The organism is Ruegeria sp. AB7, from assembly GCF_056542625.1.
In genome coordinates, this window is sequence record NZ_JBQGAC010000003.1 from 204,799 (window position 1) to 227,567 (window position 22,769).

General features: G+C 57.3%; 20 protein-coding genes. 7 read left to right on the forward strand and 13 right to left on the reverse strand.

Annotated features, from left to right (window positions below; genetic code table 11):
* Nucleotides 1–22 precede the first annotated feature (22 nt).
* Together ACR0EN_RS10885 and ACR0EN_RS10890 are read right to left on the reverse strand one after the other, a co-directional pair.
* Complete coding sequence (locus tag ACR0EN_RS10885; RefSeq protein WP_480459624.1) at nucleotides 23–502, reverse strand: DUF6497 family protein; 480 nt, start codon at nucleotides 500–502, stop codon at nucleotides 23–25.
* Nucleotides 503–530: 28 nt separating this feature from the next.
* Entirely contained in the window at nucleotides 531–2,063 is a 1,533-nt protein-coding gene (locus ACR0EN_RS10890) for an acyl-CoA carboxylase subunit beta (protein ID WP_170392153.1), read from the reverse strand.
* A 181-nt stretch (nucleotides 2,064–2,244) separates the two neighbouring features.
* On the opposite strand from ACR0EN_RS10890, the gene ACR0EN_RS10895 reads away from it, so the two are divergent.
* Nucleotides 2,245–3,450: a multidrug effflux MFS transporter gene (locus ACR0EN_RS10895; protein WP_170563891.1), complete on the forward strand. Its 1,206-nt coding sequence runs from the start codon at nucleotides 2,245–2,247 to the stop codon at nucleotides 3,448–3,450.
* 64 nt (nucleotides 3,451–3,514) lie between these two features.
* Complete coding sequence (locus ACR0EN_RS10900; protein WP_170818775.1) at nucleotides 3,515–4,915, forward strand: helix-turn-helix transcriptional regulator; 1,401 nt, start codon at nucleotides 3,515–3,517, stop codon at nucleotides 4,913–4,915.
* Between the two features lie 56 nt (nucleotides 4,916–4,971).
* Here ACR0EN_RS10900 and ACR0EN_RS10905 read toward each other — a convergent pair whose 3' ends face one another.
* The 6 genes from ACR0EN_RS10905 to ACR0EN_RS10930 all read right to left on the reverse strand — a co-directional run bounded on the left by ACR0EN_RS10905 (nucleotide 4,972) and on the right by ACR0EN_RS10930 (nucleotide 10,799).
* Nucleotides 4,972–5,211 (reverse strand): HP1242/YdcH family protein, encoded by a 240-nt coding sequence (locus tag ACR0EN_RS10905; protein ID WP_170392158.1) that lies wholly within the window; start codon nucleotides 5,209–5,211, stop codon nucleotides 4,972–4,974.
* Between the two features lie 133 nt (nucleotides 5,212–5,344).
* Nucleotides 5,345–7,003 (reverse strand): choline dehydrogenase, encoded by a 1,659-nt coding sequence (gene betA / locus ACR0EN_RS10910; RefSeq protein ID WP_170818776.1) that lies wholly within the window; start codon nucleotides 7,001–7,003, stop codon nucleotides 5,345–5,347.
* Between the two features lie 88 nt (nucleotides 7,004–7,091).
* On the reverse strand, nucleotides 7,092–8,600 hold the full coding sequence (betC, locus tag ACR0EN_RS10915; RefSeq protein ID WP_480586715.1) for a choline-sulfatase: 1,509 nt from the start codon (nucleotides 8,598–8,600) through the stop codon (nucleotides 7,092–7,094).
* Nucleotides 8,597–9,169 carry a choline-binding transcriptional repressor BetI gene (gene betI / locus ACR0EN_RS10920; RefSeq protein WP_170392164.1) on the reverse strand — a complete coding sequence of 191 codons (573 nt, stop codon included), beginning with the start codon at nucleotides 9,167–9,169 and terminating at the stop codon, nucleotides 8,597–8,599. The genes betC and betI overlap by 4 nt, the downstream gene beginning before the upstream one ends.
* 57 nt (nucleotides 9,170–9,226) lie before the next feature.
* The gene (locus ACR0EN_RS10925) at nucleotides 9,227–10,159 is read right to left on the reverse strand and encodes a DMT family transporter (RefSeq protein ID WP_170392166.1); all 933 of its coding nucleotides are present in this window, start codon (nucleotides 10,157–10,159) and stop codon (nucleotides 9,227–9,229) included.
* A gap of 40 nt (nucleotides 10,160–10,199) precedes the next feature.
* The gene (locus ACR0EN_RS10930; protein WP_170512381.1) at nucleotides 10,200–10,799 is read right to left on the reverse strand and encodes a LysE/ArgO family amino acid transporter; all 600 of its coding nucleotides are present in this window, start codon (nucleotides 10,797–10,799) and stop codon (nucleotides 10,200–10,202) included.
* Nucleotides 10,800–10,883: 84 nt separating this feature from the next.
* Between ACR0EN_RS10930 and ACR0EN_RS10935 the strand changes: the two genes are divergently transcribed.
* A complete protein-coding gene (locus tag ACR0EN_RS10935) occupies nucleotides 10,884–11,777 on the forward strand; it encodes a LysR family transcriptional regulator ArgP (RefSeq protein ID WP_170392170.1) in 894 nt (297 codons plus the stop codon).
* Here the strand turns inward: ACR0EN_RS10935 and ACR0EN_RS10940 are convergent.
* Nucleotides 11,774–13,048 (reverse strand): MFS transporter, encoded by a 1,275-nt coding sequence (locus ACR0EN_RS10940; RefSeq protein ID WP_170420736.1) that lies wholly within the window; start codon nucleotides 13,046–13,048, stop codon nucleotides 11,774–11,776. The two genes, ACR0EN_RS10935 and ACR0EN_RS10940, sit on opposite strands and share 4 nt — an antisense overlap.
* Before the next feature lie 172 nt (nucleotides 13,049–13,220).
* Nucleotides 13,221–13,961 carry a YebC/PmpR family DNA-binding transcriptional regulator gene (locus ACR0EN_RS10945; RefSeq protein ID WP_170392173.1) on the reverse strand — a complete coding sequence of 247 codons (741 nt, stop codon included), beginning with the start codon at nucleotides 13,959–13,961 and terminating at the stop codon, nucleotides 13,221–13,223.
* A gap of 110 nt (nucleotides 13,962–14,071) precedes the next feature.
* Here ACR0EN_RS10945 and ACR0EN_RS10950 point away from each other — a divergent pair, with 110 nt between their 5' ends.
* The 4 genes from ACR0EN_RS10950 (at nucleotide 14,072) to ACR0EN_RS10965 (ending at nucleotide 19,198) form a co-directional block, all read left to right on the forward strand.
* Nucleotides 14,072–15,844, forward strand: a complete 1,773-nt coding sequence (locus ACR0EN_RS10950) for an SLC13 family permease (protein WP_480586718.1) — start codon at nucleotides 14,072–14,074, stop codon at nucleotides 15,842–15,844.
* Between the two features lie 16 nt (nucleotides 15,845–15,860).
* Complete coding sequence (locus tag ACR0EN_RS10955) at nucleotides 15,861–16,595, forward strand: glutamine amidotransferase (protein WP_170594678.1); 735 nt, start codon at nucleotides 15,861–15,863, stop codon at nucleotides 16,593–16,595.
* Nucleotides 16,596–16,667: 72 nt separating this feature from the next.
* Nucleotides 16,668–17,525: a bile acid:sodium symporter family protein gene (locus ACR0EN_RS10960; protein ID WP_170512356.1), complete on the forward strand. Its 858-nt coding sequence runs from the start codon at nucleotides 16,668–16,670 to the stop codon at nucleotides 17,523–17,525.
* An 11-nt stretch (nucleotides 17,526–17,536) separates the two neighbouring features.
* Nucleotides 17,537–19,198 (forward strand): FAD-binding dehydrogenase, encoded by a 1,662-nt coding sequence (locus ACR0EN_RS10965; RefSeq protein ID WP_170818781.1) that lies wholly within the window; start codon nucleotides 17,537–17,539, stop codon nucleotides 19,196–19,198.
* Here the strand turns inward: ACR0EN_RS10965 and ACR0EN_RS10970 are convergent, their stop codons facing one another.
* The 3 genes from ACR0EN_RS10970 to ACR0EN_RS10980 form a co-directional block, all read right to left on the reverse strand.
* Nucleotides 19,199–19,945, reverse strand: coding sequence for a YbaY family lipoprotein (locus ACR0EN_RS10970; protein ID WP_170818782.1), 747 nt, complete (start codon nucleotides 19,943–19,945; stop codon nucleotides 19,199–19,201). It abuts the gene before it with no gap.
* Between the two features lie 97 nt (nucleotides 19,946–20,042).
* The gene (locus ACR0EN_RS10975) at nucleotides 20,043–21,821 is read right to left on the reverse strand and encodes an SLC13 family permease (protein ID WP_170392185.1); all 1,779 of its coding nucleotides are present in this window, start codon (nucleotides 21,819–21,821) and stop codon (nucleotides 20,043–20,045) included.
* Nucleotides 21,822–21,912: 91 nt separating this feature from the next.
* Nucleotides 21,913–22,725: a TIGR00282 family metallophosphoesterase gene (locus ACR0EN_RS10980; protein ID WP_170512362.1), complete on the reverse strand. Its 813-nt coding sequence runs from the start codon at nucleotides 22,723–22,725 to the stop codon at nucleotides 21,913–21,915.
* Nucleotides 22,726–22,769 lie beyond the last annotated feature (44 nt).

Here is a 22,769-nt window from a genome sequence, read left to right on the forward strand (position 1 = left end):
CCGTGACATTGTTGGTTCATGGTCAGAGCCCCTCCCAGATACACCGGGATTGATCCAGCCGGTAGGCTTCGAAGAACTGCGTTGCGTCAGGTTCGGAGGTGCCGAACGCTACCGGTCTGTCCGAAAACGAAATCACAATCCGGGCAGGCTGCAATTCGTGCTGGGCCACATAAGGCACCGCCAGTGTTTCACACAAATGCTCCATGTCGACTACGGCGACATCATATGTGATACGACCTGCAGTCGATCCGATCTTGGGTGCAATGAACCGAAACCGCACCCAAAGCTCACCCGGATTGGTGTCCAGAAGCACATCGCTAAGCTCGACCGGTTGACCCGATGGCACGGGCAGCAGGTTTGAGGCCAGCGCCGAACCTACTCCGACCAGCAACGTAAAAACCCCGGCGCATCCCCGGATCCGCCAGCGGCGGTTTCCTTCCTCCGAGGGAGCGTGCAGAGCTGTTGCAACCTGCGCGGTCTTATGTCCGGTCAATCGGGGCATTTACGGCTCGGGCCTCCTCGGCGGGCATTTACAGCGGGATATTGTCGTGCTTTTTCCAAGGGTTCTTCAGTTGCTTGCCGCGCAGGCTCGCAAATGCACGTGATACACGGCGGCGGGTCGATTGTGGCATGATCACCTCGTCGATAAAGCCGCGCTCGGCCGCAACGAAGGGATTTGCGAACCGGTCCTCATAGTCCTGAGTGTGTTGCGCGATCTTATCGGAATCGCCGAGATCGGCGCGGTGGATGATTTCGGTCGCGCCCTTTGCACCCATCACCGCGATCTCAGCCGTGGGCCAGGCATAGTTGAAATCGCCGCGCAGGTGTTTCGACGCCATCACATCATACGCACCACCATAAGCTTTACGCGTGATCACCGTAACCTTCGGAACCGTTGCCTCACCATAGGCAAACAACAGCTTCGCACCATGTTTGATCACGCCGCCATATTCCTGCGACGTCCCCGGCAGAAAGCCCGGCACATCTACCAGCGTCAGGATCGGGATTTCAAAGCAATCACAGAACCGCACGAACCGGGCCGCTTTTCGGGAACTATCGATGTCCAAACATCCTGCCAATACCATGGGTTGGTTGGCCACGACGCCCACGGTCTGCCCTTCAAGCCGGATAAAACCGGTGATGATGTTCTTAGCGTAGTCTTCCTGAATCTCGTAAAAATCACCCTCATCCGCCACTTTGGTGATCAGTTCCTTCATGTCGTACGGCGTGTTCGGATTGTCCGGGATCAGCGTATCCAGCGATGTCTCGACCCTGTCAGGGCTGTCAAAAAACGGACGAACCGGCGGTTTCTCGCGATTGTTGAGCGGAAGGAAGTCGACAAGACGGCGCACCTCGGCCAGCGCCTCCACATCGTTTTCAAACGCGCCATCAGCGACCGACGACTTTTTGGTGTGGGTCGAAGCCCCTCCCAGTTCCTCCGCCGTCACGACCTCATTGGTGACGGTCTTCACAACGTCTGGGCCGGTTACGAACATGTACGAGGTGTCTTTGACCATGAATATGAAGTCGGTCATCGCAGGACTGTAAACCGCACCACCTGCACACGGCCCCATAATCACGCTGATCTGCGGAACGACGCCCGAGGCCATGATATTACGCTGGAACACCTCGGCATATCCGGCCAATGAAGCGACGCCTTCCTGAATCCGCGCCCCGCCCGAGTCGTTAATCCCGATCACAGGCGCTCCGTTTTGAACTGCCATATCCATGATCTTGCAAATCTTCTGCGCATGGGTTTCCGACAGCGAGCCGCCGAATACAGTGAAGTCCTGGCTGAAGACGTAGACCATTCGACCATTGATCGTACCCCAGCCTGTGACCACCCCATCACCAGCAGGCTTTTGTTTCTCCATGCCGAAATCAGTGCAGCGATGGCTGACAAACATGTCAAACTCTTCAAAGCTGCCTTCGTCTACCAGCAACTCGATCCGTTCGCGTGCCGTCAGCTTTCCGCGGGCGTGTTGCGAGTCGATGCGTTTTTGCCCACCACCCAATCGCGCGTTGTTGCGACGGCCTTCGAGCTCGGAAAGGATGTCTTTCATGTCGGTAGTCTCCCAAGAGAATTTGCGCGACCATAACGAGTTGGGATCGGCGGCCAAAGAAGTTTTCGGCAAATTTGCAAATATTTGGCAACACTATTTGAGATAACTGCAAATTTGTTAATTAACACAACAAGCCAAACTGCCGATGGCATTTCGCGCGATCAGGGTCTAAAGGTAAACCATGCAGTTCAGTTCACCCTCTGTCAGCCGCACGCCCCCCACGCTTGCAACACTCGTTTTGTTGTCAGGATTGTCGGCTCTGAGCATGAATCTGTATCTGCCCAGCCTTCCCTTTATGGCGACGTATTTTCAGACTGATTACAAGGTGATGCAGCTTTCGATCGCGCTTTATCTTCTGGTCAACGCGGCACTGCAAATCTTAATAGGACCCATTGCCGATAAGGCCGGACGTCGGCCTGTACTGCTGTGGGGACTCGCCCTTTTTCTGCTGGCAACGCTGGGGTGTATATACGCCCCAAATGTCGAGACCTTTCTGGCCTTCAGAATGTTTCAGGCCGTCATTGTCGTTGGTATTGTCTTAAGTCGTGCGGCTGTGCGGGACATGTACGAACAGGACCAAGCTGCTTCGATGCTCGGATATGTCACCATGGGAATGGCGGTCGTCCCGATGATCGGCCCTGCGGTCGGCGGACTTCTCGAAGAAACTTTTGGCTGGAAAGCCAATTTCTGGCTACCCTTTGCCCTTGCGGCACTAGCGCTGGCGCTGACCTACCAAGATTTTGGCGAAACCGCCGCCGCAAGCGGCAAAACACTGATGCAGCAATTTCGCGAATACCCTGAACTGCTGAAATCGCCCCGCTTCTGGGGCTATTCCCTGTCCTCAGCGTTCTCTTCAGGTGCGTTCTTTGCCTATCTCGGGGGCGCACCCTTTATCGGGACCGAAGTGTTCGGCATGACAGCCGCCGAGGTCGGCATCTACTTTGGTGCGCCTGCGATTGGCTATTTCTTCGGTAACTTCATCAGCGGTCGATTCTCGGTTCGCTTCGGTGTCAACCGAATGGTGCGCTGGGGATGCTGGCTGAATGCAATTGGCGTGGCCCTATCAGCTTTGTTGTTCCTAGTGGATTTGGGAACGGCTCTCAGCTTCTTCGGCCTGATGACCTTCGTCGGGTTGGGCAACGGCATGGCGATCCCAAATGCAACCGCCGGATCGCTTTCGGTCCGCCCGCATCTTGCGGCTACAGCCTCTGGTTTGAGCGGTGCGATCATGTTGGGCGGCGGCGCGGCACTCAGCGCATTGGCAGGCGCATTGCTGACGCATGAGACGGGCGCGATGCCTCTGCTTTGGCTGATGCTGGCAACCGCCGCACTGGCAATCTGCGCGATCAGCGTTGTTATCTGGCGCGAACGGCAATTGGGTCTGTAGACGGCTTGCGCGACAGGGTTTGCAAAGTTAGCCTGCAGATTCAGTAAAGCTGCAAAGAACCGCCATGGCCACTCAGAAACTATACGCTGGCGCCAAGCTGCGCGAAATGCGCACACGCCTGACCCTCACGCAGAAGGACTTCGCCGCAAAACTGGGCGTTTCACTGCCCTATTTGAACCAGATGGAGAATAACAACCGGCCGATCTCGACGACCGTTGTTCTGGCACTGGCGCAAGAGTTTGGTATGGATGTGACCGAACTCAGCACAGGGGATAGCGAACGATTGGTTTCGGACATGCGCGAAGCACTGGCCGATCCGGTGTTTGCCGAAACAGTACCCCCTCTGGCTGATCTCAGGCTCACCGCTTCAAACGCGCCCGCGCTTGCACGCGCGTTCATCGAGTTACACCGCGCCTATCGTCAGACCCATGAACGCCTCGCCTCGCTCGACGAGGCATTGGGCCGCGAGGATGCCCGTATTCAGGCCAGCCCATGGGAAGAGGTGCGCGATTTCTTTCACTACTGCGACAATTATATTGACGCCGTTGACCGCGCCGCCGAACGCTTCGCCAGCCGTGCCGATGAAACCAGCGATATTCGGCAAGTAGCCCTGAACAGCCTGTCAGAACGCGGCATTCACGTCACTTTCGCCGACACAGAAACCTTACGCAGCTACAATGCTGGTGACAAAACCCTGCGCCTTTCCTCGCGCGCCGCACCACAAACGCAGGTCTTCCAACTGCTGCTGCAGGTGGCGTTGATCAGTCAGGATAAGCTGCTTGAAGCAACGCTAGATTTCGCCCGTTTCCAAAGCGATGAGGCCCGCGCCATCGCCAAGATTGGCCTCGCCAACTATTTTGCCGGGGCTTCGCTGATGCCTTACGGCGCTTTCCTGTCCGCAGCGCAAGACTATCGGCATGATTTGGAGCTGCTCAGCAACCGGTTCGGGGCGTCGATTGAACAGGTGGCGCACCGCCTGTCTACGCTACAACGCCCCGGCGCAAAGGGGATTCCGTTCTTTTTTGTCCGTGTCGATCAGGCCGGAACGATCACCAAACGCCATTCAGCTACGCGCTTGCAATTTGCCCGTTTCGGCGGTGCCTGCCCACTCTGGAATGTCCACCGGGCATTCGAGACCCCGGGTCATTTCCTGCAACAGCTAGCCGAGACACCGGATGGCGTCCGCTATATCTCATTGGCTCGTGATGTTTCAAAATCCGGAGGCTCGTTCGGTGCTCCTGTCCGCCGCTATGCCATCGCCTTGGGATGTGAGGTTCGTCATGCCGAAGCATTGGTCTACGCCGATAATCTCGACATAAACAACGCGAGCGCTTACGAGCCCATCGGCATATCCTGCCGCATCTGCGAGCGCCAGACCTGCCACCAAAGATCGGTCCCACCGTTAGAGCGCCGCCTGACCATCGACGCCCATAGCCGCGGCACCCTGCCTTATGAGGTCACCTGATCTTCGCCTGGCCATATATATCCTGCGAGTCCGGGGGCAGAGCCCCCGCCTAATCCTCAGCTTTTTGACAAGATCGCCCAGATCTCGTCTTTGAGCGCCGCGCGTTTCTTGCGCAAATCAACCTCGGCCAATTCCTCCATCGGTTCGACGTTGGTTTCAGCCCGATGCACGGTGCGGTTGACCTCATGATACTCATCCGCAAGTCGGGCAAAATGCGCATCCGTTTGCTTGAGCTGACTCATCACTTCGAGCTTGTCGGGGAACTCTTCAGCCAGTTCATGCGGGGTATGAGACATCCAGTTGGCTCCTTGTTTCAGCGTTACATCCCAAGGCTAAACATGACTGTCGCACTCCGCTTTGACGCCGATCAAATTCCGAGCGCAATCAACCAGCTTTCAGGATAAATGCACGCCGTGGGTTTTGGATGTGTCAGCGCTGTGCCGTTGCCCATCTCGGACTTATCCAGGGTTGGTCGTTCGCTTTGGGCAGAGGGTCTTTATGCAGCAAATGGTCCGACATCTTTTCACCCACCATGATCGACGGCGCGTTCAGATTGCCATTGGTGATTTGCGGGAAAATCGAGCTATCGGCGACGCGCAATCCATCCACCCCAATCACACGCCCTTGCGGGTCGACAACGGCATCCTTGTCATCCGCGCGGCCCATGCGGCAAGTCCCGCAAGGGTGATAGGCGCTTTCGGCATGCTCGGCGATAAAGGCATCTAGCTCATCGTCCGACTGAACCTCCGCCCCCGGTTGGATCTCTTTACCGGCAAAGGGTTTGAACGCCTGCTGTCCAAAGATCTCTCGGGTCAAGCGAATGCAGGTTCTGAAGTCTTCCCAATCCGAATCATGGCTCATGTAGTTGAACCGGATCACCGGCGCGTCTTCGGCTTTGGCGGATCGCAGAGTCACAGCGCCGCGCGAGGGCGACCGCATTGGCCCCACATGCGCCTGGAATCCGTGCCCTTCGGCTGCCGCCTGCCCGTCATAGCGAACCGCCATCGGCAGAAAATGATATTGTATGTCAGGATATTCCACACCCGGTTTCGAACGCACAAAGGCGGCGCTTTCAAACTGGTTCGATGCGCCAAGGCCGGTTTTGGTAAACAACCATTGCGCCCCGATCATCCCCTTACTGATCAGGTTCCAATGCTTGTATAGCGTGATCGGCTGGATCGAGGCCTGTTGGATATAAAGTTCTAGGTGATCCTGCAGATTGGCGCCGACGCCAGGGCGGTCGGCGACCACTTTGATACCGTGCTCAGCCAGGTGCGCCGCGGGTCCAACCCCCGAAAGCATCAGCAACTTAGGCGAATTGATGGACGAAGCCGCCAATACAACCTCGCGCCGCGCTGTGATCACTTCCCGTTTGCCACCCCGGATCAATTCGACCCCGGATGCGCGCCCGGATTCAATAATCACGCGCGCCGCAAGACCCCGGATGATTTCGCAGTTTTGCCGCTTGAGCGCTGGCCTAAGGTACGCATTCGCCGCCGACCAGCGCCGTCCTTTCCAGACGGTCTGCTCCATCGGCCCAAAACCTTCTTGTTTCTCACCGTTATAGTCGCCAGTGACCTCATATCCAGCCTGCTGACCTGCATCGACGAACGCCTTAAACAGCGGATTTTCACGAGGCCCTCGCGACACGTGCAGAGGTCCATCCGTGCCTCTCCAGGTGTGATCACCGCCATGGCCACCATCATGCCAGGTTTCCATGCGTTTGTAGTACGGCAGCACATCTGCGTAAGACCATCCATCTGCGCCCATCTCGGCCCAGGTGTCAAAATCTCGCGCGTGACCGCGCACATAGACCATGCCATTGATCGAAGAAGACCCTCCGATCACCTTGCCTCTGGGGCAAGCAAGTTGACGATTGTTCAGATGCGGTTCGGGCTCGGATTTGTAGCCCCAGTCATATCGCGACATATTCATCGGATAGCTTAGGGCGGCAGGCATCTGGATGAAGGGTCCGGCGTCAGTGCCGCCATGCTCGATCACCAGAACCGAGGCTCCGGCCTCACTCAGACGGTAAGCCATCGCGCAACCAGCAGAACCGGCGCCAACAATGACAAAATCTGCTTCCATATTCGTGTCTCCGTTCACCTTCGGGGCAAGATTTTTCGACGAAAAATCTCCGCATTTCCGACGGGTGCAATTTCAAAAATGTAAAGGATTACTCGCCACGCGGATAACGCTGGCTATCCTCGACATCGTTCAGGTCCATGTGATTGCGCATGTACCGTTCAGACGCTTTCTGAAGAGGCTGATAATCCCAAGGAAAATAGCCACCCTGCCGCAGTGCCTCATAAACCACCCAGCGCCGGGCTTGGCTGGCCCTCACATCGGCGTCAAAGCGATCCAGATCCCATCGCGCCTCGGATTTAGCACGCAGTGTTTGCAGGGTGCCTGCATGTTCGGGCAGACCAGCGAGATTTTCCATCTCATGCGGATCAGCCTCGAGATCGAACAGTTGATCGGGGTCCAATGTACAGCGATTGTATTTCCACTTGCCATAGCGCAGAGAGACTAAAGGAGCGTATGAGGCCTCGGCGGCATATTCCATTGCAACCGGCGCGGTTCGGTCTGTACCCTTTGCCAACGGAACAAGGTCCTCACCATCCGTCCAAGGTGAGATTTCCGCCATATCGACGCCCGCCAACGTACCAAGCGTCGGTGTCACGTCGATCGTCGAAACTGGTGTATCGATGCGACCAACTGGAAGATCGGGGGCCGAAATCATGAGCGGCACGCGGGAAGAGCCTTCGAAGAAAGTCATCTTGAACCACAACCCGCGCTCACCCAGCATGTCGCCGTGGTCGGACACGAACAGTATGATCGCCTCTTGACGCGTCGTTTCCAGAACCTCCAGTATCTCACCGATCTTGTCATCCAGATATGAGATATTGGCGAAATAGGCGCGACGGGATTTGCGAATATCCTCGGTCGTTATGTCGAAGCTGCGCCAGTCATTGGCATCGAAAATACGTTTGGAATGCGGGTCCTGATTGTCATATCCCAGATCCGCGATCTGTGGCTCAAGATGCTCACAGTCTTCATACAGATCCCAGTACTTGCGTCGCGCCACGTAAGGATCGTGTGGGTGCGTGAAGCTGACGGTCACACACCAGGGGCGATCATCCTTGCCGCGTGCAAGGTCATATAGCTTGGCCTTGGCGTTATAAGCGACCTCGTCATCATATTCCATCTGGTTGGAAATCTCGGCAATGCCTGCCCCAGTGACCGAGCCCATATTGTGATACCACCAGTCGATGCGCTCACCGGGTTTACGATAATCCGGCGTCCAACCGAAATCTGCCGGGTAGATATCAGTGGTCAGACGATCTTCGAACCCGTGCAACTGGTCTGGGCCGACAAAGTGCATCTTGCCGGACAAGCAGGTGTAATATCCCGCACGACGAAGGTGGTGGGCATAGGTCGGGATATCGCTGTTGAACTCGGCGGCGTTGTCATAGACGCCAGTGCGCGATGGCAGTTGACCCGACATAAAGCTCGCACGTCCCGGAGCACAGAGCGGCGAAGCAGTGTAGGCATTTGCGAAACGCGTTGATCTTGCCGCCAGCTTCTTCAGGTTCGGCGCATGCAACCATTCTGCAGGACCGTCGGGGAAGAGGGTCCCGTTGAGCTGATCCACCATCAGGATCAGAATATTCGGCTTTGTCATTTTTCGGCCTCTAGGAAAACTCTCAGTACCCGCAGCGCATGGGTGACTGCCCGCTGCGGCTCTTGTGGGGAATTCAGTGCAGAGTGGATGTACAACCCATCGATCAGCGCGATCATACCTTCGGCAGCCTCGCTCGGGTCACTCATATGTGGGCGCAACGCATGGATCAGGTTCGAGCGGATGCGTGCCTGATAGATTTGCCAGAGCCTCAGCGCATCATCGTTGGTTTGAGCCAAAACATAAAAAGTCATCCAAGCTGCGATAACATCCGGTGTGAAACATGATGGCGCGAAACAGGCACGAATGATGGCCTGTGCGCGCTCTTCCGGATCTGCCGTGCTGAGTTGCGCGCGCGCTTCAGATCCAAAATCCGTCAGGATACGCCGCATCGCGGCTAGGAATATCTGTTCTTTGCCCCCAAAGTAATGATGCGCCAATGCACTGGACATACCTGCGCGTTTGGCGATCTGGCTAACGGTGACATCAAGGGATTTTTGCGCGCCAAGCTCGGCGATCGTCGCCTTGACGATCGCGTCCCGCCGGATCGGCTCCATTCCGAGTTTTGGCATCTTCGCCTCTTCGCCATACCTGAGTGCAAGGAAGGCTAAGCGGTTTTTATTGACTCGTCAATCAATAACGGTTCTTGGTTTCGCCGGTGGGGTCTCAGAACCTTGCGGCGGTGTGCCGCCACGGCTCAGCACGGCTTCACGCCAGGTGATGAAGCTGACGGCAGCCAGGATCAGAGTGCCTCCTGCAATTACCCAGATGTCGATGCGTTCATGGAAGGCCAAAGCGCCGAGCAAAGTGGCCCAGATCAGCTGCAGGAACGTCACCGGCTGGGTCACGGCCACCGGGGCAGCCTGCAATGCAAGCGTCATGAAATAGTGCCCCGCAGTCGCAAAGCTGGCGACGATGAAAAGTATACCAAGATCGCGCAGGCTGGGCGGCTCCCAAACCGCAACGGCGAAAGGGATAAGCGCGATGGTGACCCATATCGAAAGATGGGCAACAACGGCTGAGGGACGGATATCACGGACCATGACTTTGGCAAGCAGATAGGAACCACCAAGCGCTAGTGCAGCCCCCAGCATCGCTATGTGACCGGGCAATATCTCGCGAAAGCCCGGGCGCAGGATGATCACTACTCCAATCACAGCAACACCAATCGCGGCGATACGACGAAAAGCTAGCTTTTCACCCAAGAACAGTGCCGCACCCACCGTGACGTAGATAGGTGTCATGTAATTCATCGCGGTCACCTCGGCGAGGGGGATGCGCGTCATCGCAAAAAACCAAAGCATGACGGCGATGGCGTGGACCATTCCGCGTAGTCCAAACAGCGTAAGATTGCGCGGGGTCAATGGAGTTCCGAGGATCGCCCGGATTGCGGGCAAAAGAAACACCAGACCCAGGACATAGCGCAAGAATGCCGCTTGAATGGGGTTCATGCTGGTTCCCAGCACCTTCACCAGCGCATTCATGCCCACAAAGGACAGCCCGGCCGCAAGCATCCAAAACATGCCAACAAGCGGGCGGTGCTGATCATTAGGTGAGGTCATACAAACGGTTGAACACCGAATTCTGATCCGGGACAACCCTTCACATGATAACAAGTTTCAACGCGATCATAAGCATCACGATTCCGATGATAAAATCAAGAATCTGCCATGCGCGCGGGCGGGCAAAAATCGGTGAAAGCACTCTGGCACCGTAGCCGAGCGAAAAGAAGAAAACGAAACTCGAAGTCATCGCCCCTATCGCAAACCCCATGCGATCTGAATATTGGGCCGATATCGACCCGATCAATACGACCGTATCCAGATATACATGGGGGTTGAGCCAAGTGAAGGCCAGCACGGTCAGCATGGCCGCACGCAGGCTGGTGCGCTGCCCTGTTGCGGTATCCATCACCGCCCCACCTTGCCAGGCAGACCAAAAACTTCGTAGGGCGTACCAAATCAGAAACACTGCCCCACCATAGCGCATCACCGTTTCAAACCACGGCGCGGCCTGAGCCAGGGTGCCGAACCCTGCAACACCCGCCCCGATCAGTATCGCGTCAGACACTGCGCAGGTCAGACACAGTGCAAAGACGTGCTCGCGCCGCAGGCCTTGGCGCAGAACAAAGGCGTTCTGAGCGCCTATCGCCAATATAAGGCTAAAACTCAGGGCAAACCCGGCAATCATTGATGGGAACATGCAGCCTCCTGTCGATGCTCGTTGACTACATGGCCAGTGTGAATCTATCAAATTAATGATGATTACCCAGATTAAGTAACTCTAATGCTCCTCGACCCTCATCAGCTCTCAGCATTGGCGGCGATCTTGCGACACGGCAGCTTTGAGGCCGCAGCCGCAGAGCTATCCGTCACCCCGTCGGCTATTTCGCAGAGGATCAAGGCGTTGGAGGATCGTGTTGGTGCGGCCCTTATTCATCGCGGCACCCCATGCATCGGCACTCCGGCGGGTCTGCGGATCGCCCGTCATGCCGAAGATATCGGTCTGTTGGAGGCAAAGCTGGCGCGAGAGCTGACTTTGGATCAGCGTGAAGGTCCGGTACGGGTTCGCGTCGCGCTACCGGCTGACAGTCTGGCCACATGGTTTATCGACGCGATGGCGCGCGCCGAAGACATACTGTTCGACCTTGTAATTGACGATCAGGACCATTCGGCTGACTGGCTGCGGCGTGGCGACGTAAGTGCGGCGATAACGGTGGGTGGTCAGAACATTACCGGATGCGATGCCATTGCGTTGGGCACTTTGCGCTATTTGCCGACCGCGAGCCCTGGCTTCATGCAACGGTGGTTTTCTGATGGGGTTTCCGCCAAATCCCTGGCACAGGCCCCCTGCTTGACCTTTAACCGCAAGGATAATCTGCAGAAATCCTGGATATATGCCCAGACAGGCAGCCGTCTTTCGCCACCGTCTCACTTTCTGCCGTCCACAAATGCCTTTGTTGACGCGGCAATCGCCGGATTAGGATGGGGTATGAACCCCGAAAGCCTTGTAAGAAGAGCGATCGCAAATGGGCAGATCTGCGAAGTAATCCCCGATGCGCCGCTCGATATCGAACTGACCTGGCAGATCGGGCGCGTCCTTGCCCCCGCCCTTGCACCCTTGACCCAAGCGGTACGCCGCGCGGCAACGCAGCAACTGATCGCACCGGCGGCACATTAGGCCTGCGACTCTGAAGCCTTTTGCGGTTTCGCGATGCGGTAACAGCTAAATGCCGCCCAGATGCTGGCCAGCACGATAAACACGATGGCAGCGGCAACCTCGTGCATATGTGCAACCGCAGCCAAAATTGCAGACAGTGCAACGGCAGCGAGTCTGCAGATGGATTTGATGGCTGCTGCGCCCTGAATACGTTGTTCCTTGGGCGCAACATCTAAAAAATACAGCTGGCGCGCACTGGAAATTCCAGTTGTCGCCACCGAGACGACAAACAGGGCAATCGCGTGCAAGTGAACTTCGTGATCGATACCGGCATAGTGGAACGCCAACAAAACGATCCCTGTCACTGCGACCAACAAGTTGCCCGCGACCATCACGGTACGGTGTGATTTCATGTTCACCAGTTGCCACAAGGGCGCCGAGACCAGATAGCCGGACGCGGATGAGATGATCATGGCCGTCAAACCCTTGGCCGAGTTGTGATGTGCCTCGGCAGCGATGAGCGCAAAAAACGGAACCGACAGCGATACGACAACCAAAGGAAGCCGCAGAGCCATATAGCGCCGGAACCATGGCTGTTCGAACATACTTACGATTCCGGAGATGATGTTCTGCAGCGATTGACGTCCTGCACCTTTAGGTTTTCCATTACCGGATTCATCGGGGGCGATCTCGGCCATGCCGAGAATGCATAATGCTGAAAACAAGAAAAACACGACCGAGGCCGCAATCACCGCGGAATGCCGCGAGAATGGCGGGTACTCTTTCGTGATCTCGTGTATCAGCAACACCAAGCCGATGGCACAAAGACCTCCCGCGCCCAATTGGAGATAACGGATAACCATCCGGGATTTCGATTTCAGATGATCGCCCAACAGGTCAGACAGCATCAGGGATTGGCTTTCTTCAATAAGCCCAATCATGAAAAAGGCGATCACAAAGGCAATGGCCGTCAATGAGACACTGCCGGTAGCCGCGATCAAAAGGGCCATCAGAAGGCAACCGCCAATTCCGATCTCGGTCAGGGCAATCCCGCGTTTCTTCCGCGCCTGCGCAGCAATGGAGCGGGCGAAAAACACGTCCGAGATCATGCTGCCAACCATGCGGATCGACACCAATGCACCGGCAAGGAACATCGGTAACTCCAGCGAGACCGCAAGGAATGGCAATACGATAGACGGGCTGCCCAAAGTCCACGCCACCTGGGAAAGGATACTTTGGCTAGCCAGAACCGGGACATTTCGTCGGGCCGGATCAGTCGATTTACTCGCCATTTGCGATGCTCTGCATGATGTGCCTACGGTTGCCTTTCAGGTCCTTCAGCCTCAATGATCTGAGTTTAATCGCAAGAGGCTTCAGGACCAAGGCTTGTGTAAGACGCGCAACTGCAACAGAAAAACCCGGCCGCTGGGCCGGGTTTGTTTCATCTGGCGTTTGTCCGGTACATCAGAGCTGCGCCATAACCTCGTCGGTCGCTTCGAAGTTAGTGGTCACGCGCTGAACGTCGTCGTCGTCTTCCAATGCATCCACCAACTTCATCAGCTTTTGCATGTCTTCCAGACCCAACTCGGTCGTCGTTGTCGGCTTCCAGACCAGCTTGGTGGATTCGGATTCGCCCAGCGCCTCTTCTAGCGCGTTCGACACATCGTTCAGGTCCGTATCTGCACACCAGATGATGTGACCGTCATCCGAGCTTTCGACATCCTCTGCCCCGGCCTCGATCGCGGCTTCGAAAATCGTATCCGCATCGCCTGCGTCTGCCTGATACACAACTTCGCCCTTGCGGTCGAACATGAACCCGACCGAGCCGGTTTCACCCAAGTTTCCACCATTCTTCGAAAAGGTCGAACGAACAGTCGAGGCGGTACGGTTCCGATTATCGGTCATCGTTTCAACAATCACGGCCACACCGTTGGGACCATAGCCCTCATACCGGATTTCTTCGTATTCATCGCCCTCGCCTGCTACGGACTTCTTGATCGCACGGTCGATCACGTCCTTGGGCACCGAATTCGACTTGGCCTCTTTCACCGCCAGACGCAGGCGCGGGTTCTTGTCGGGATCGGGGTCGCCCATCTTGGCGGCGACCGTGATCTCTTTCGACAGCTTGGAAAACAGTTTGGACCGCGCGGCGTCCTGACGTCCCTTGCGGTGTTGGATATTGGCCCATTTGGAGTGGCCTGCCATGGTGCGTCCTCGTCATCGTGATTGCGTGTTTGGCGCTCATATAGACGTTTGCGGGGCAAAGGATCAAGAGAGCGGCTTGCCCTGTCTTCGCCCGTGACTATGGTGGCGTTATGACGACAGATCAGATCATTCTTTTTTCCCTTTTCATCGCCGTTTTCGGAATGCTGCTCTGGGGGCGGTTCCGCTATGACCTTGTAGCATTCACCGCCTTGATGATCGCGGTCACGCTGGGTGTGGTGCCCGTTGACAATGCCTTTGCCGGGTTCGGGCACCCGGCCACGATCATCGTGGCGTTGGTGCTGGTGGTTTCTGCCGGTCTGGTGCGCTCGGGTGCAGTGTTCATGATCACGCGCACGCTGGTCGATGCATCGCGCGGATTGGGCGCGCATATCGCGCTAATGGGCGGCATCGGGGCGATCCTGTCAGCCTTCATGAACAACGTCGCGGCGCTGGCGCTGCTGATGCCGGTCGATATCCAGACCGCGCGCAAAGCGGGGCGCCCGGTCGGCCTTAGCCTGATGCCGCTCAGCTTTGCGACGATCCTGGGAGGGATGGCCACGCTGATCGGTACGCCGCCAAATATCATCATCGCCTCGATCAGGGCTGAAACGCTGGGCGAACCGTTTCATATGTTCGATTTCGCACCAGTGGGCGGGTTGGCTGCAATTGCGGGGCTGGCGTTCGTCGCGCTGATCGGCTGGCGCCTCATCCCCAATCGCGGCGCGCAGGTGGAAACCTCGGAAGTTTTGGCCGAATACATCGCCGAACTGACGATCCCGCCTGAATCGCCCCATATCGGGAAACGGGTCAGTGAGCTCTACGAGGCTGCCGAGAAATCTGACGTCGCTATCATCGGCCTGATCCGGAACGGAAAGCGACGCTATGGTCGATCAACCCACGCAACCCTGCATGAAGGCGATGCGCTTGTTCTGGAAGCACGCCCCGAAGCGCTGGATGAGTTCCGCGCCGCGCTCAATCTGGATTTCTCGGACGCCCGTCGGCAGGAGGTTTTGACTGCCGAAGGCGAAGGGCTGGAAGTGGTTGAAGTCGTTGTCCCCGAAAGCGCGCGCATCACGGGGCGAACTGCGCAGGCGTTAGGACTGGCCTGGCGACAGAGTACAGTCCTGATGGGCATTTCACGCCAAGGGCGCCGGATCACCAGTCAGGTTCGCAAAACCGAGGTCGAGCCCGGCGACATCTTATTGCTGCTGTGCCCGCGCGACCGAGCACCCGATGTCACCGAGTGGCTCGGCTGCCTGCCCTTGGCCGAGCGCGGCTTGAATGTAACCGCGAATGAGAAAGCCTGGCTTGCCATCGGCCTGTTTGCGGCTGCAGTGTTGGCGGCCAGTATCGGGCTGATCTATCTGCCGATCGCACTGGGGTTCGTGGTCGTAGCCTATGTGCTGACTAAGATCATGCCGATTGCGGATATCTACAACCACATCGAATGGCCGGTGGTTGTATTGCTGGGGTCAATGATTCCATTGGGCAGCGCGCTTGAAACCTCGGGCGGAACCGAGTTGATCGCCAACGCCTTGATTCAGCTGACCAACGGCCTGCCCGCCTGGGCAATCCTGACCGTACTGATGGTCGTGACGATGACCCTGTCCGATGTGTTGAACAACACAGCCACCGCCATTGTCGCCGCCCCGGTTGGCATTCAGATGGCGCGCACGCTTGAGGTGTCGCCCGATCCGTTTCTGATGACGGTGGCCGTTGCGGCGTCTGCCGCGTTTCTGACGCCCATTGGGCACAAGAACAATACGCTGGTGCTTGGTCCCGGAGGATACCGTTTTGGTGATTACTGGCGCATGGGACTGCCGCTGGAAATCCTGATCATCGCGGTCTCGATCCCCGCGATCCTTGTGTTCTGGCCGCTTTGATGGCTAAAGGCTGCCTATGAAACGCTTTCTGATCCTGCAACTGCGCCCGGAAACCGATGCATCGGATGCCGAATATGCCTCGATACTGGACAAAACCGGGCTGAGCCCTGCGCAAACTCATCGCATCCGGCTGGATTGCGAAGACCTGCCCGAAGGGCTGGATGTCGTCGATTACGCTGGTGTCATCGTGGGTGGGGGTCCCGGCTGCGTCAGTGACGATCCGACCACCAAATCCGCGCTGGATGCAAAGATCGAAGGCGCGATCATGAGACTGATGCCCCAGATCACTGCGAAAGATCACCCGTTCATGGGCTGCTGCTATGGCTTGGGTATTCTCGCCGTACATTTGGGCGGAGATGTCAGCAAACGGCAATTTGGCGAACCGGTCGGACCGTCCGACTGCCGTCTGACAGAAGATGGCGCTCAAGACCCCTTGACCGCAGGCCTAAAGCCGAAATTCGAAGCGTTTGTGGGACATAAGGAAGCCGTACAGTTACTGCCGGATGGCTGCGTTCATCTGGTAGCGTCTGACCCCTGCCCGTTTCAGATGATCCGCTGGGGGCAGAATGTCTATGCCACCCAATTCCACCCCGAAGCGGACGCCAAAGATTTTGAGCAGCGGATCAACATCTACAAGGACCACGGCTATTTTCCGCCAGAGGATGCGCAAAGCTTGATCGATATGTGCCATGCCGCAGACGTTACGGAGCCGGGTGAAATCCTGCGCCGGTTTGCTCAACGCTACGGGTGACCCAACGGCGTTGTTGCCTGATCTACGACCCCTCGCATAGGCTGGCCCGAATGACTTTGGGAGGAGTTGTTCTTGGACCTGCTTATCAACGTTGGCCTGCCCATTTCGCTGGCCATTATCATGTTGTCACTGGGGATCGGGCTAGAAGCCGCCGATTTCCGCCGGGTTTTGGCGCGGGGGTACCCCTTCGCCATTGGCGCCATCAGTCAAGTTGTGCTGATACCATTGGCTGCCTTCGCGACGGTCACTCTGTTCGGACTGCCCGCTGAAATCGCCGTGGGTGTCATGCTTTTAAGCTTTTGCCCCGGTGGGGTCACCAGCAACATCCTCGCAAAATTTGCCAAAGGTGATGTGGCCCTGTCGGTCAGCCTGACAGCGGTGATCAGCCTGCTGTCCATCGTGACCGTCCCCATTCTGGCCGCATGGTCCATAGATCATTTCATGGGCGAGGCCGCACCCAAGGTTTCGATCAGCGCATTAGCCACCGCGCTGTTCCTGATCACGACCCTACCAGTCGCCATTGGTGTCGCCATACGTCACTTTGCAAGGGGGTTCGCCATTCGGGTCGACGGCCCACTTTCGACGCTCGCATCGATACTGTTCGTGCTGATCGTCGCGGCGGCACTGGCCGGAAACTGGCAGTTCTTCATCCAAAACCTCAGCTCGATTGGGGCAGCTCTGATCGCGTTGAACGTTGCGCTGTTGCTGATCGGTCTGGGGCTGGCGCGCATCGCCAATCTGACATGGAGTGAGGCGAAAACGATCTCGGTCGAGACTGGCATTCAGAATTCGGCGATGGGAATTACGCTGGCAGCTTTGATCACCGGCACCACGACCGGCTTCAGCCCACTTGCCGTTCCCGCCGCCGTTTATGGTATCACGATGTATGTGGTCGTAACCCCCTTCATCCTTTGGTTCCGCAGCCGCTGAAAGGACATCCGATGACCAATAACACCGCAGACGCGATCGTGATCGGAGGCGGCCTTGCGGGCCTCTCGGCGGCGGCCGAATTGGGCGACCGGGGCAAGCGGGTGATCGTGCTGGATCAGGAGCCCGAGCATTTTCTGGGTGGACAGGCGTTTTGGAGCCTCGGCGGCCTGTTCATGATCGACACCCCCGAGCAGCGCCGCATGGGCATCCGCGACAGCCACGATCTGGCCCTGCGCGACTGGATGGGCAGCGCGCAGTTTGACCGCGATGAAGACAACTGGCCCCGCAAATGGGCTGAAGCCTATGTCGAGTTCGCCGCAGGTGAAATGCGTCCGTGGCTGCATGAAATGGGGCTGCGCTGGTTTCCCGTCGTGGGCTGGGCCGAACGCGGCGGTTCTTATGCGGACGGACATGGCAACTCGGTCCCGCGCTTTCACATCACTTGGGGAACCGGCCCAGGTGTACTTGAGCATTTTATCCGCCGCGTCCGCGCGCATGTCGACGCCGGCTTGATCCAACTGAAGTTCCGTCACCAAGTCAGCCACATCATTATGCAAAATGGTTCTGCCAAAGGCGTGTCAGGGGAAGTCCTGGCCGATGACGGCATTCAAAGAGGTGGCAAGACCAACCGGGACGAAGTAGGCGAATTCGAAGTCTATGCCCCTTCGGTTATTGTCACCTCTGGTGGGATCGGTGGGAATTTCGAGATGGTGAGACAGAACTGGCCCCGCGACCGGCTGGGTGAACCGCCCAAAGATATGGTGGCTGGCGTTCCGTTTCATGTCGATGGCCGCATGATCCCGATCAGCGAGAAAGCTGGCGGACATGTCATCAACGGCGACAGAATGTGGCATTACACTGAAGGTGTGCGCAATTGGGATCCGATCTGGCCCGCGCACGGTATACGTATTCTACCCGGCCCAAGTTCGATGTGGTTCGATGCGCGCGGCAATCGCCTGCAACCCCCTTGCCTGCCGGGGTTCGATACGCTGGGAACGCTGAAAGAGATCCTGAAAACCGGATATGAATACAGCTGGTTCGTTCTGACCCAGAAGATCATCAAAAAGGAATTTGCACTTTCGGGGTCCGAGCAGAACCCGGATTTCACTTCGGGCCGCTGGAAAGAGGTGATCCGTCAGCGCATCCTGTCTGGCACCAAGGCGACTGGGCCGGTCGAGGCGTTCAAGGAAAAGGGCGAGGATTTCGTCGTCGCCAACACGCTGACTGAATTGGTCAGCGGCATGAACCAATTAGGCGGGGGTCTGATAGACGAGACGCATCTGCGCACCCAGATCGAGGCACGGGATTCTCAGGTCGACAATCCGTTTTCCAAAGACGCCCAGATGATGGCCATCCTTGCGGCACGCAATTATCGGGGCGACAAGCTGATCCGGACGGCCAAACCGCACAAGTTCCTCGATCCATCAAACGGCCCGCTAATCGCGGTCAAGCTGCACGTACTGACCCGCAAGACACTGGGCGGGCTGCAGACCAATCTGGACAGTCAGATGATTGGCGCCAATGGACAAATCGTCCCCGGCTTGTTTGCAGCCGGAGAGGTCGCGGGCTTTGGCGGCGGCGGCTATCACGGGTACAACGCGCTAGAGGGCACGTTTCTGGGCGGTTGCATCTTCTCGGGTCGCAACGCAGGAAGGTCCCGCGCAGTGGCCTGATTACTGGGTGCGCACGAATTTCAGTATCGGCTCACCTGCAGCATCGAGCAAAACCATGCTGTCGCCGGCAACGGCATAGTTCGTCACGTTTTGCAGGGCAGCAAAGAACTGATCCTCGACCTCGTCCAGTTCTGGCGGGCACGCCATTAAAGTCGCGGCCATATTGTCTGGAAACTCAAGGCTGTTGCCGGTGATCTCGGCTTGCCCGGAAAACCGGTTGCAACCGCCCGTGCCACCGAACGCACCACCTTGGGCGAAGGAAAGCTGGGGCGGCCGTTTTGTATCTAGCACGGTTCCACCGATACCGATGGCTGTCCACTCGGTCCCTTCCAGGGTCGCGGGACTCTGAGCACCGGTCTGCACCAGCACAAGATCTGCCGAATTGCCTTCGCCGTTGGTCAGCACGGGATGGACCGTATCCGTCGTAAACAACAGCTCACCCCCGCGATAGATCGACCCGCGTACGGCATAGGTCATCCCCTCGCGGATCAACGCGTCATCAAAAGTCAGTTCAAATTCCGAGGGCACTCCGTTCAACGCATAGCGTTGCGCCGCCAGCGTGACCGCTACCGCATCGGCCCGAGAGATATCCTGCAGTTCGACAAATAGCGTCGCATCCGGTGGCAGGGCGATCCGTTCACGGTAGGTTGCCGTGCCAGTGACTGTTCCTGCCGAGCTTTGGCTGCCCAGCAAGGCCAATACGATTGCTCCGGCCACAATGGCCTGCCCGAGTTTTGGAAAAGGCATGATCCCATCCTTTCACATTCATCTTAGGCAAAAAAGATTGTGACGATATCGACATTTACAAGGCCCGAAACACCAGGTCGGCGAATCCGTGCCAGTGTCAGAGCGGCCAGATGAACGGAATAAGAAGTGACGCCAGCAGACCCACAGTCAGGTTCAGCGGCACACCAACTTTCAGAAAATCGGTGAATCTGTACCCACCCGGGCCATACACCATCATGTTGGTCTGATAGCCAATCGGCGTCGCAAAGGATGCCGATGCCGCCACCATCACCGCGACCACCAGCGGGCGCGGATCAATTCCTACAGCCTGAGCCAGAGAGATCGCGATCGGAGTGACCACCACCGCCACGGCGTTGTTCGAAACCAATTCGGTTAGCACCGAGGTCAACAGATATACGGCCCATATGATCAAGAAAGGTGGCAACATGCCAAGCGCCGGTGCGACCGCTTCGACAATCAGTGTAACCGCGCCCGATTTATCGAGCGCAGCCCCAATTGCGAGCATGGAGAAGATTAGGGCCAGCAATCGGCCTTCGACAAATGAGAACGCCTCATCCGCGTCGATACATCGGGTCAGCAAAACCACAGCAACGGCGATGATCGACAACAGCAAAATCGGTGCCACGCCCAACCCCGCCAGGGCGACGATCCCGACCAGCGCACCGATGGCTATGGGCGCATGGCTGCGGCGAAACGCTCGTGCCGAAGGTTGCGTAACATCGACCATATCCATATCGGCGGCCAGCTTCTGGATATCCGCAGGCGAGCCCTCTAACAGCAGTGTATCCCCGACACGCACGGTCAAAGCATCCAACTGACGCCCGATATTTTGGTTCCTGCGATGAACCGCCAGGACGTAGACACCATATCGGCGACGTAACCGCATCGCACCAAGCGTTCGACCGACCATGCGGCAGCCCGGCGTGATCAGAACCTCAACCGTCTTGGTCTCAACAGCTGAGACCTGATCAACGCGCTTGAGTTCCTTGTTGCTTTGAAGACTCAGCAATTCGGTCATCTCGGTGCGCAAAACTACCCTGTCGCCCACTTTAAGCGTCACCCCCTTGAGGTTCCGCCGCAGCGAGTCATCCCCCCGGATCACGTCGATCAAACGCACTCCGGGGCGCTTGAACAGCTGAACGCCGGTCACTTCGCGGTCGATCAGATTGCTGTCGGGTGGAATGACCGCCTCGGTAAAAAACTTCATCTTGGAGCGGTCGCTGAGCATCTCGGCCATGCTGTCACGCTCGGGTAGCAGTCGTGGCGCAATGAAGCGCAGGTACACCATACCGTAGATCACCAGCGCTATGCCCAGCGGGGTAACCTCGAAGATTGAAAACGCCGTCATACCCTGTGCGCGGGCCACACCATCGACCAACAGGTTAGTCGAGGTGCCAATCAGCGTCAGCGTACCCCCAAGGATCGCCGCATAGCTGAGCGGGATCAACAATTTGGACGCCGAAACGTTCAGCGTGCGGGCGATCTGGATAAAGACCGGGATCATTACAACGACAACCGGTGTGTTCGACACCACCGCCGAAGCGACGACGACAAACGCCATCAATAACCCGATGGCAAACCGAGGGTTCACCTGCGCCTGCTTCTGCGCGAGCGAGGTGAAGGCATCAAGCGCTCCGGTGCGCACCAAGGCACCCATGATGATGAACATCGCGCCGATGGTCCACGGCGCGGGATTCGAAAGGACTGCAAGCGCACTTTGATAGGGCAGGATACCGGTTGCCAGCATCAGGGCCGCCCCGCCGATGGCGACAACTTCGGTCGGATAGACCTCGCGCAGAAACATGATGAACATGCCCGCTACGATCATCAGCGCCAGAATTGCGCTGCCCATCTCTGTCAGTTGAAGGAATTGCATTCTTGGTATTCTGTCCGAACCCTGATCTGGCATACGCGCCTAATAGGTAGTTTCACGTATTGCGTGCGGCGGGGCAAGTCTGACGTGCTTTTCAGGGTGTAGACTGCTGCAACCGCCCGCCAACACGAATCATCTGCACGGATTTTGCGCTTCCATCGCGGTCATCGGTTTCGACAAAAACTCCGCTCAAGGTCGCCTCACCGGTCGCAGGCGTAAACCGCGCCTTGGGCATCCCGGTTATGAACCGGCGCATCGGTTCCTGCTTGTCCATTCCGATGACCGAGTCATAGTCGCCGCACATCCCGGCATCGGTCAGGTATCCTGTACCGCCTGGCAATACCTGCGCATCCGCGGTAGGCACATGCGTATGCGTCCCAACCACAAGGCTTGCGCGTTTGTCGCAATAATGGCCCATCGCCATTTTCTCGGACGTTGCCTCGCAATGCATGTCGACGATGATCGCCTGCGCCTGGCCGCCGCGTGGGTGCGATTTCAGGATCGGTTCAATGGCCGAAAAGGGATCGTCAAAGGGGCGTTTCATGAAGACCTGCCCTAACACCTGCACCACCAGAACCTTGCGACCGCCCGGCGCGGTGAACAGTCGATGCCCCCGCCCCGGTGCCCCTTTGGCATAATTCAACGGACGCACGATGCGAGGTTCTTTCTCAATAAACTGCAGCATGTCTTTCTGGTCGAAAGCATGATCGCCCAAGGTGATACAATCGGCCCCCGCGTCCAAAAGCAGCTTGGCGTGGTCCCCGCTCAGCCCCATTCCGTTCGAGGAGTTCTCGCCGTTGACAACGACAAAATCCAGCCGCCATTCGTCACGCAGGCGTGGCAGATGCTGCTGGATGGCGGCGCGACCCGAGCGCCCCATGACGTCACCAAGAAACAAAATCCTCATGATTGCGGTCCTAGGGGCTGGAAGTGGCAATAACAAGGCAGAAG

What these genes read in the sequence shown, in the direction of transcription:
- ACR0EN_RS10885 (WP_480459624.1), bottom strand. Translation starts at nt 502, where the DNA reads ATGCCCCGATTGACCGGACATAAGACCGCGCAGGTTGCAACAGCTCTG.
- ACR0EN_RS10890 (WP_170392153.1), bottom strand. Translation starts at nt 2,063, where the DNA reads ATGAAAGACATCCTTTCCGAGCTCGAAGGCCGTCGCAACAACGCGCGA.
- ACR0EN_RS10895 (WP_170563891.1), top strand. Translation starts at nt 2,245, where the DNA reads ATGCAGTTCAGTTCACCCTCTGTCAGCCGCACGCCCCCCACGCTTGCA.
- ACR0EN_RS10900 (WP_170818775.1), top strand. Translation starts at nt 3,515, where the DNA reads ATGGCCACTCAGAAACTATACGCTGGCGCCAAGCTGCGCGAAATGCGC.
- ACR0EN_RS10905 (WP_170392158.1), bottom strand. Translation starts at nt 5,211, where the DNA reads ATGTCTCATACCCCGCATGAACTGGCTGAAGAGTTCCCCGACAAGCTC.
- betA (WP_170818776.1), bottom strand. Translation starts at nt 7,003, where the DNA reads ATGGAAGCAGATTTTGTCATTGTTGGCGCCGGTTCTGCTGGTTGCGCG.
- betC (WP_480586715.1), bottom strand. Translation starts at nt 8,600, where the DNA reads ATGACAAAGCCGAATATTCTGATCCTGATGGTGGATCAGCTCAACGGG.
- betI (WP_170392164.1), bottom strand. Translation starts at nt 9,169, where the DNA reads ATGCCAAAACTCGGAATGGAGCCGATCCGGCGGGACGCGATCGTCAAG.
- ACR0EN_RS10925 (WP_170392166.1), bottom strand. Translation starts at nt 10,159, where the DNA reads ATGACCTCACCTAATGATCAGCACCGCCCGCTTGTTGGCATGTTTTGG.
- ACR0EN_RS10930 (WP_170512381.1), bottom strand. Translation starts at nt 10,799, where the DNA reads ATGTTCCCATCAATGATTGCCGGGTTTGCCCTGAGTTTTAGCCTTATA.
- ACR0EN_RS10935 (WP_170392170.1), top strand. Translation starts at nt 10,884, where the DNA reads ATGCTCCTCGACCCTCATCAGCTCTCAGCATTGGCGGCGATCTTGCGA.
- ACR0EN_RS10940 (WP_170420736.1), bottom strand. Translation starts at nt 13,048, where the DNA reads ATGGCGAGTAAATCGACTGATCCGGCCCGACGAAATGTCCCGGTTCTG.
- ACR0EN_RS10945 (WP_170392173.1), bottom strand. Translation starts at nt 13,961, where the DNA reads ATGGCAGGCCACTCCAAATGGGCCAATATCCAACACCGCAAGGGACGT.
- ACR0EN_RS10950 (WP_480586718.1), top strand. Translation starts at nt 14,072, where the DNA reads ATGACGACAGATCAGATCATTCTTTTTTCCCTTTTCATCGCCGTTTTC.
- ACR0EN_RS10955 (WP_170594678.1), top strand. Translation starts at nt 15,861, where the DNA reads ATGAAACGCTTTCTGATCCTGCAACTGCGCCCGGAAACCGATGCATCG.
- ACR0EN_RS10965 (WP_170818781.1), top strand. Translation starts at nt 17,537, where the DNA reads ATGACCAATAACACCGCAGACGCGATCGTGATCGGAGGCGGCCTTGCG.
- ACR0EN_RS10970 (WP_170818782.1), bottom strand. Translation starts at nt 19,945, where the DNA reads ATGCCTTTTCCAAAACTCGGGCAGGCCATTGTGGCCGGAGCAATCGTA.
- ACR0EN_RS10975 (WP_170392185.1), bottom strand. Translation starts at nt 21,821, where the DNA reads ATGCAATTCCTTCAACTGACAGAGATGGGCAGCGCAATTCTGGCGCTG.
- ACR0EN_RS10980 (WP_170512362.1), bottom strand. Translation starts at nt 22,725, where the DNA reads ATGAGGATTTTGTTTCTTGGTGACGTCATGGGGCGCTCGGGTCGCGCC.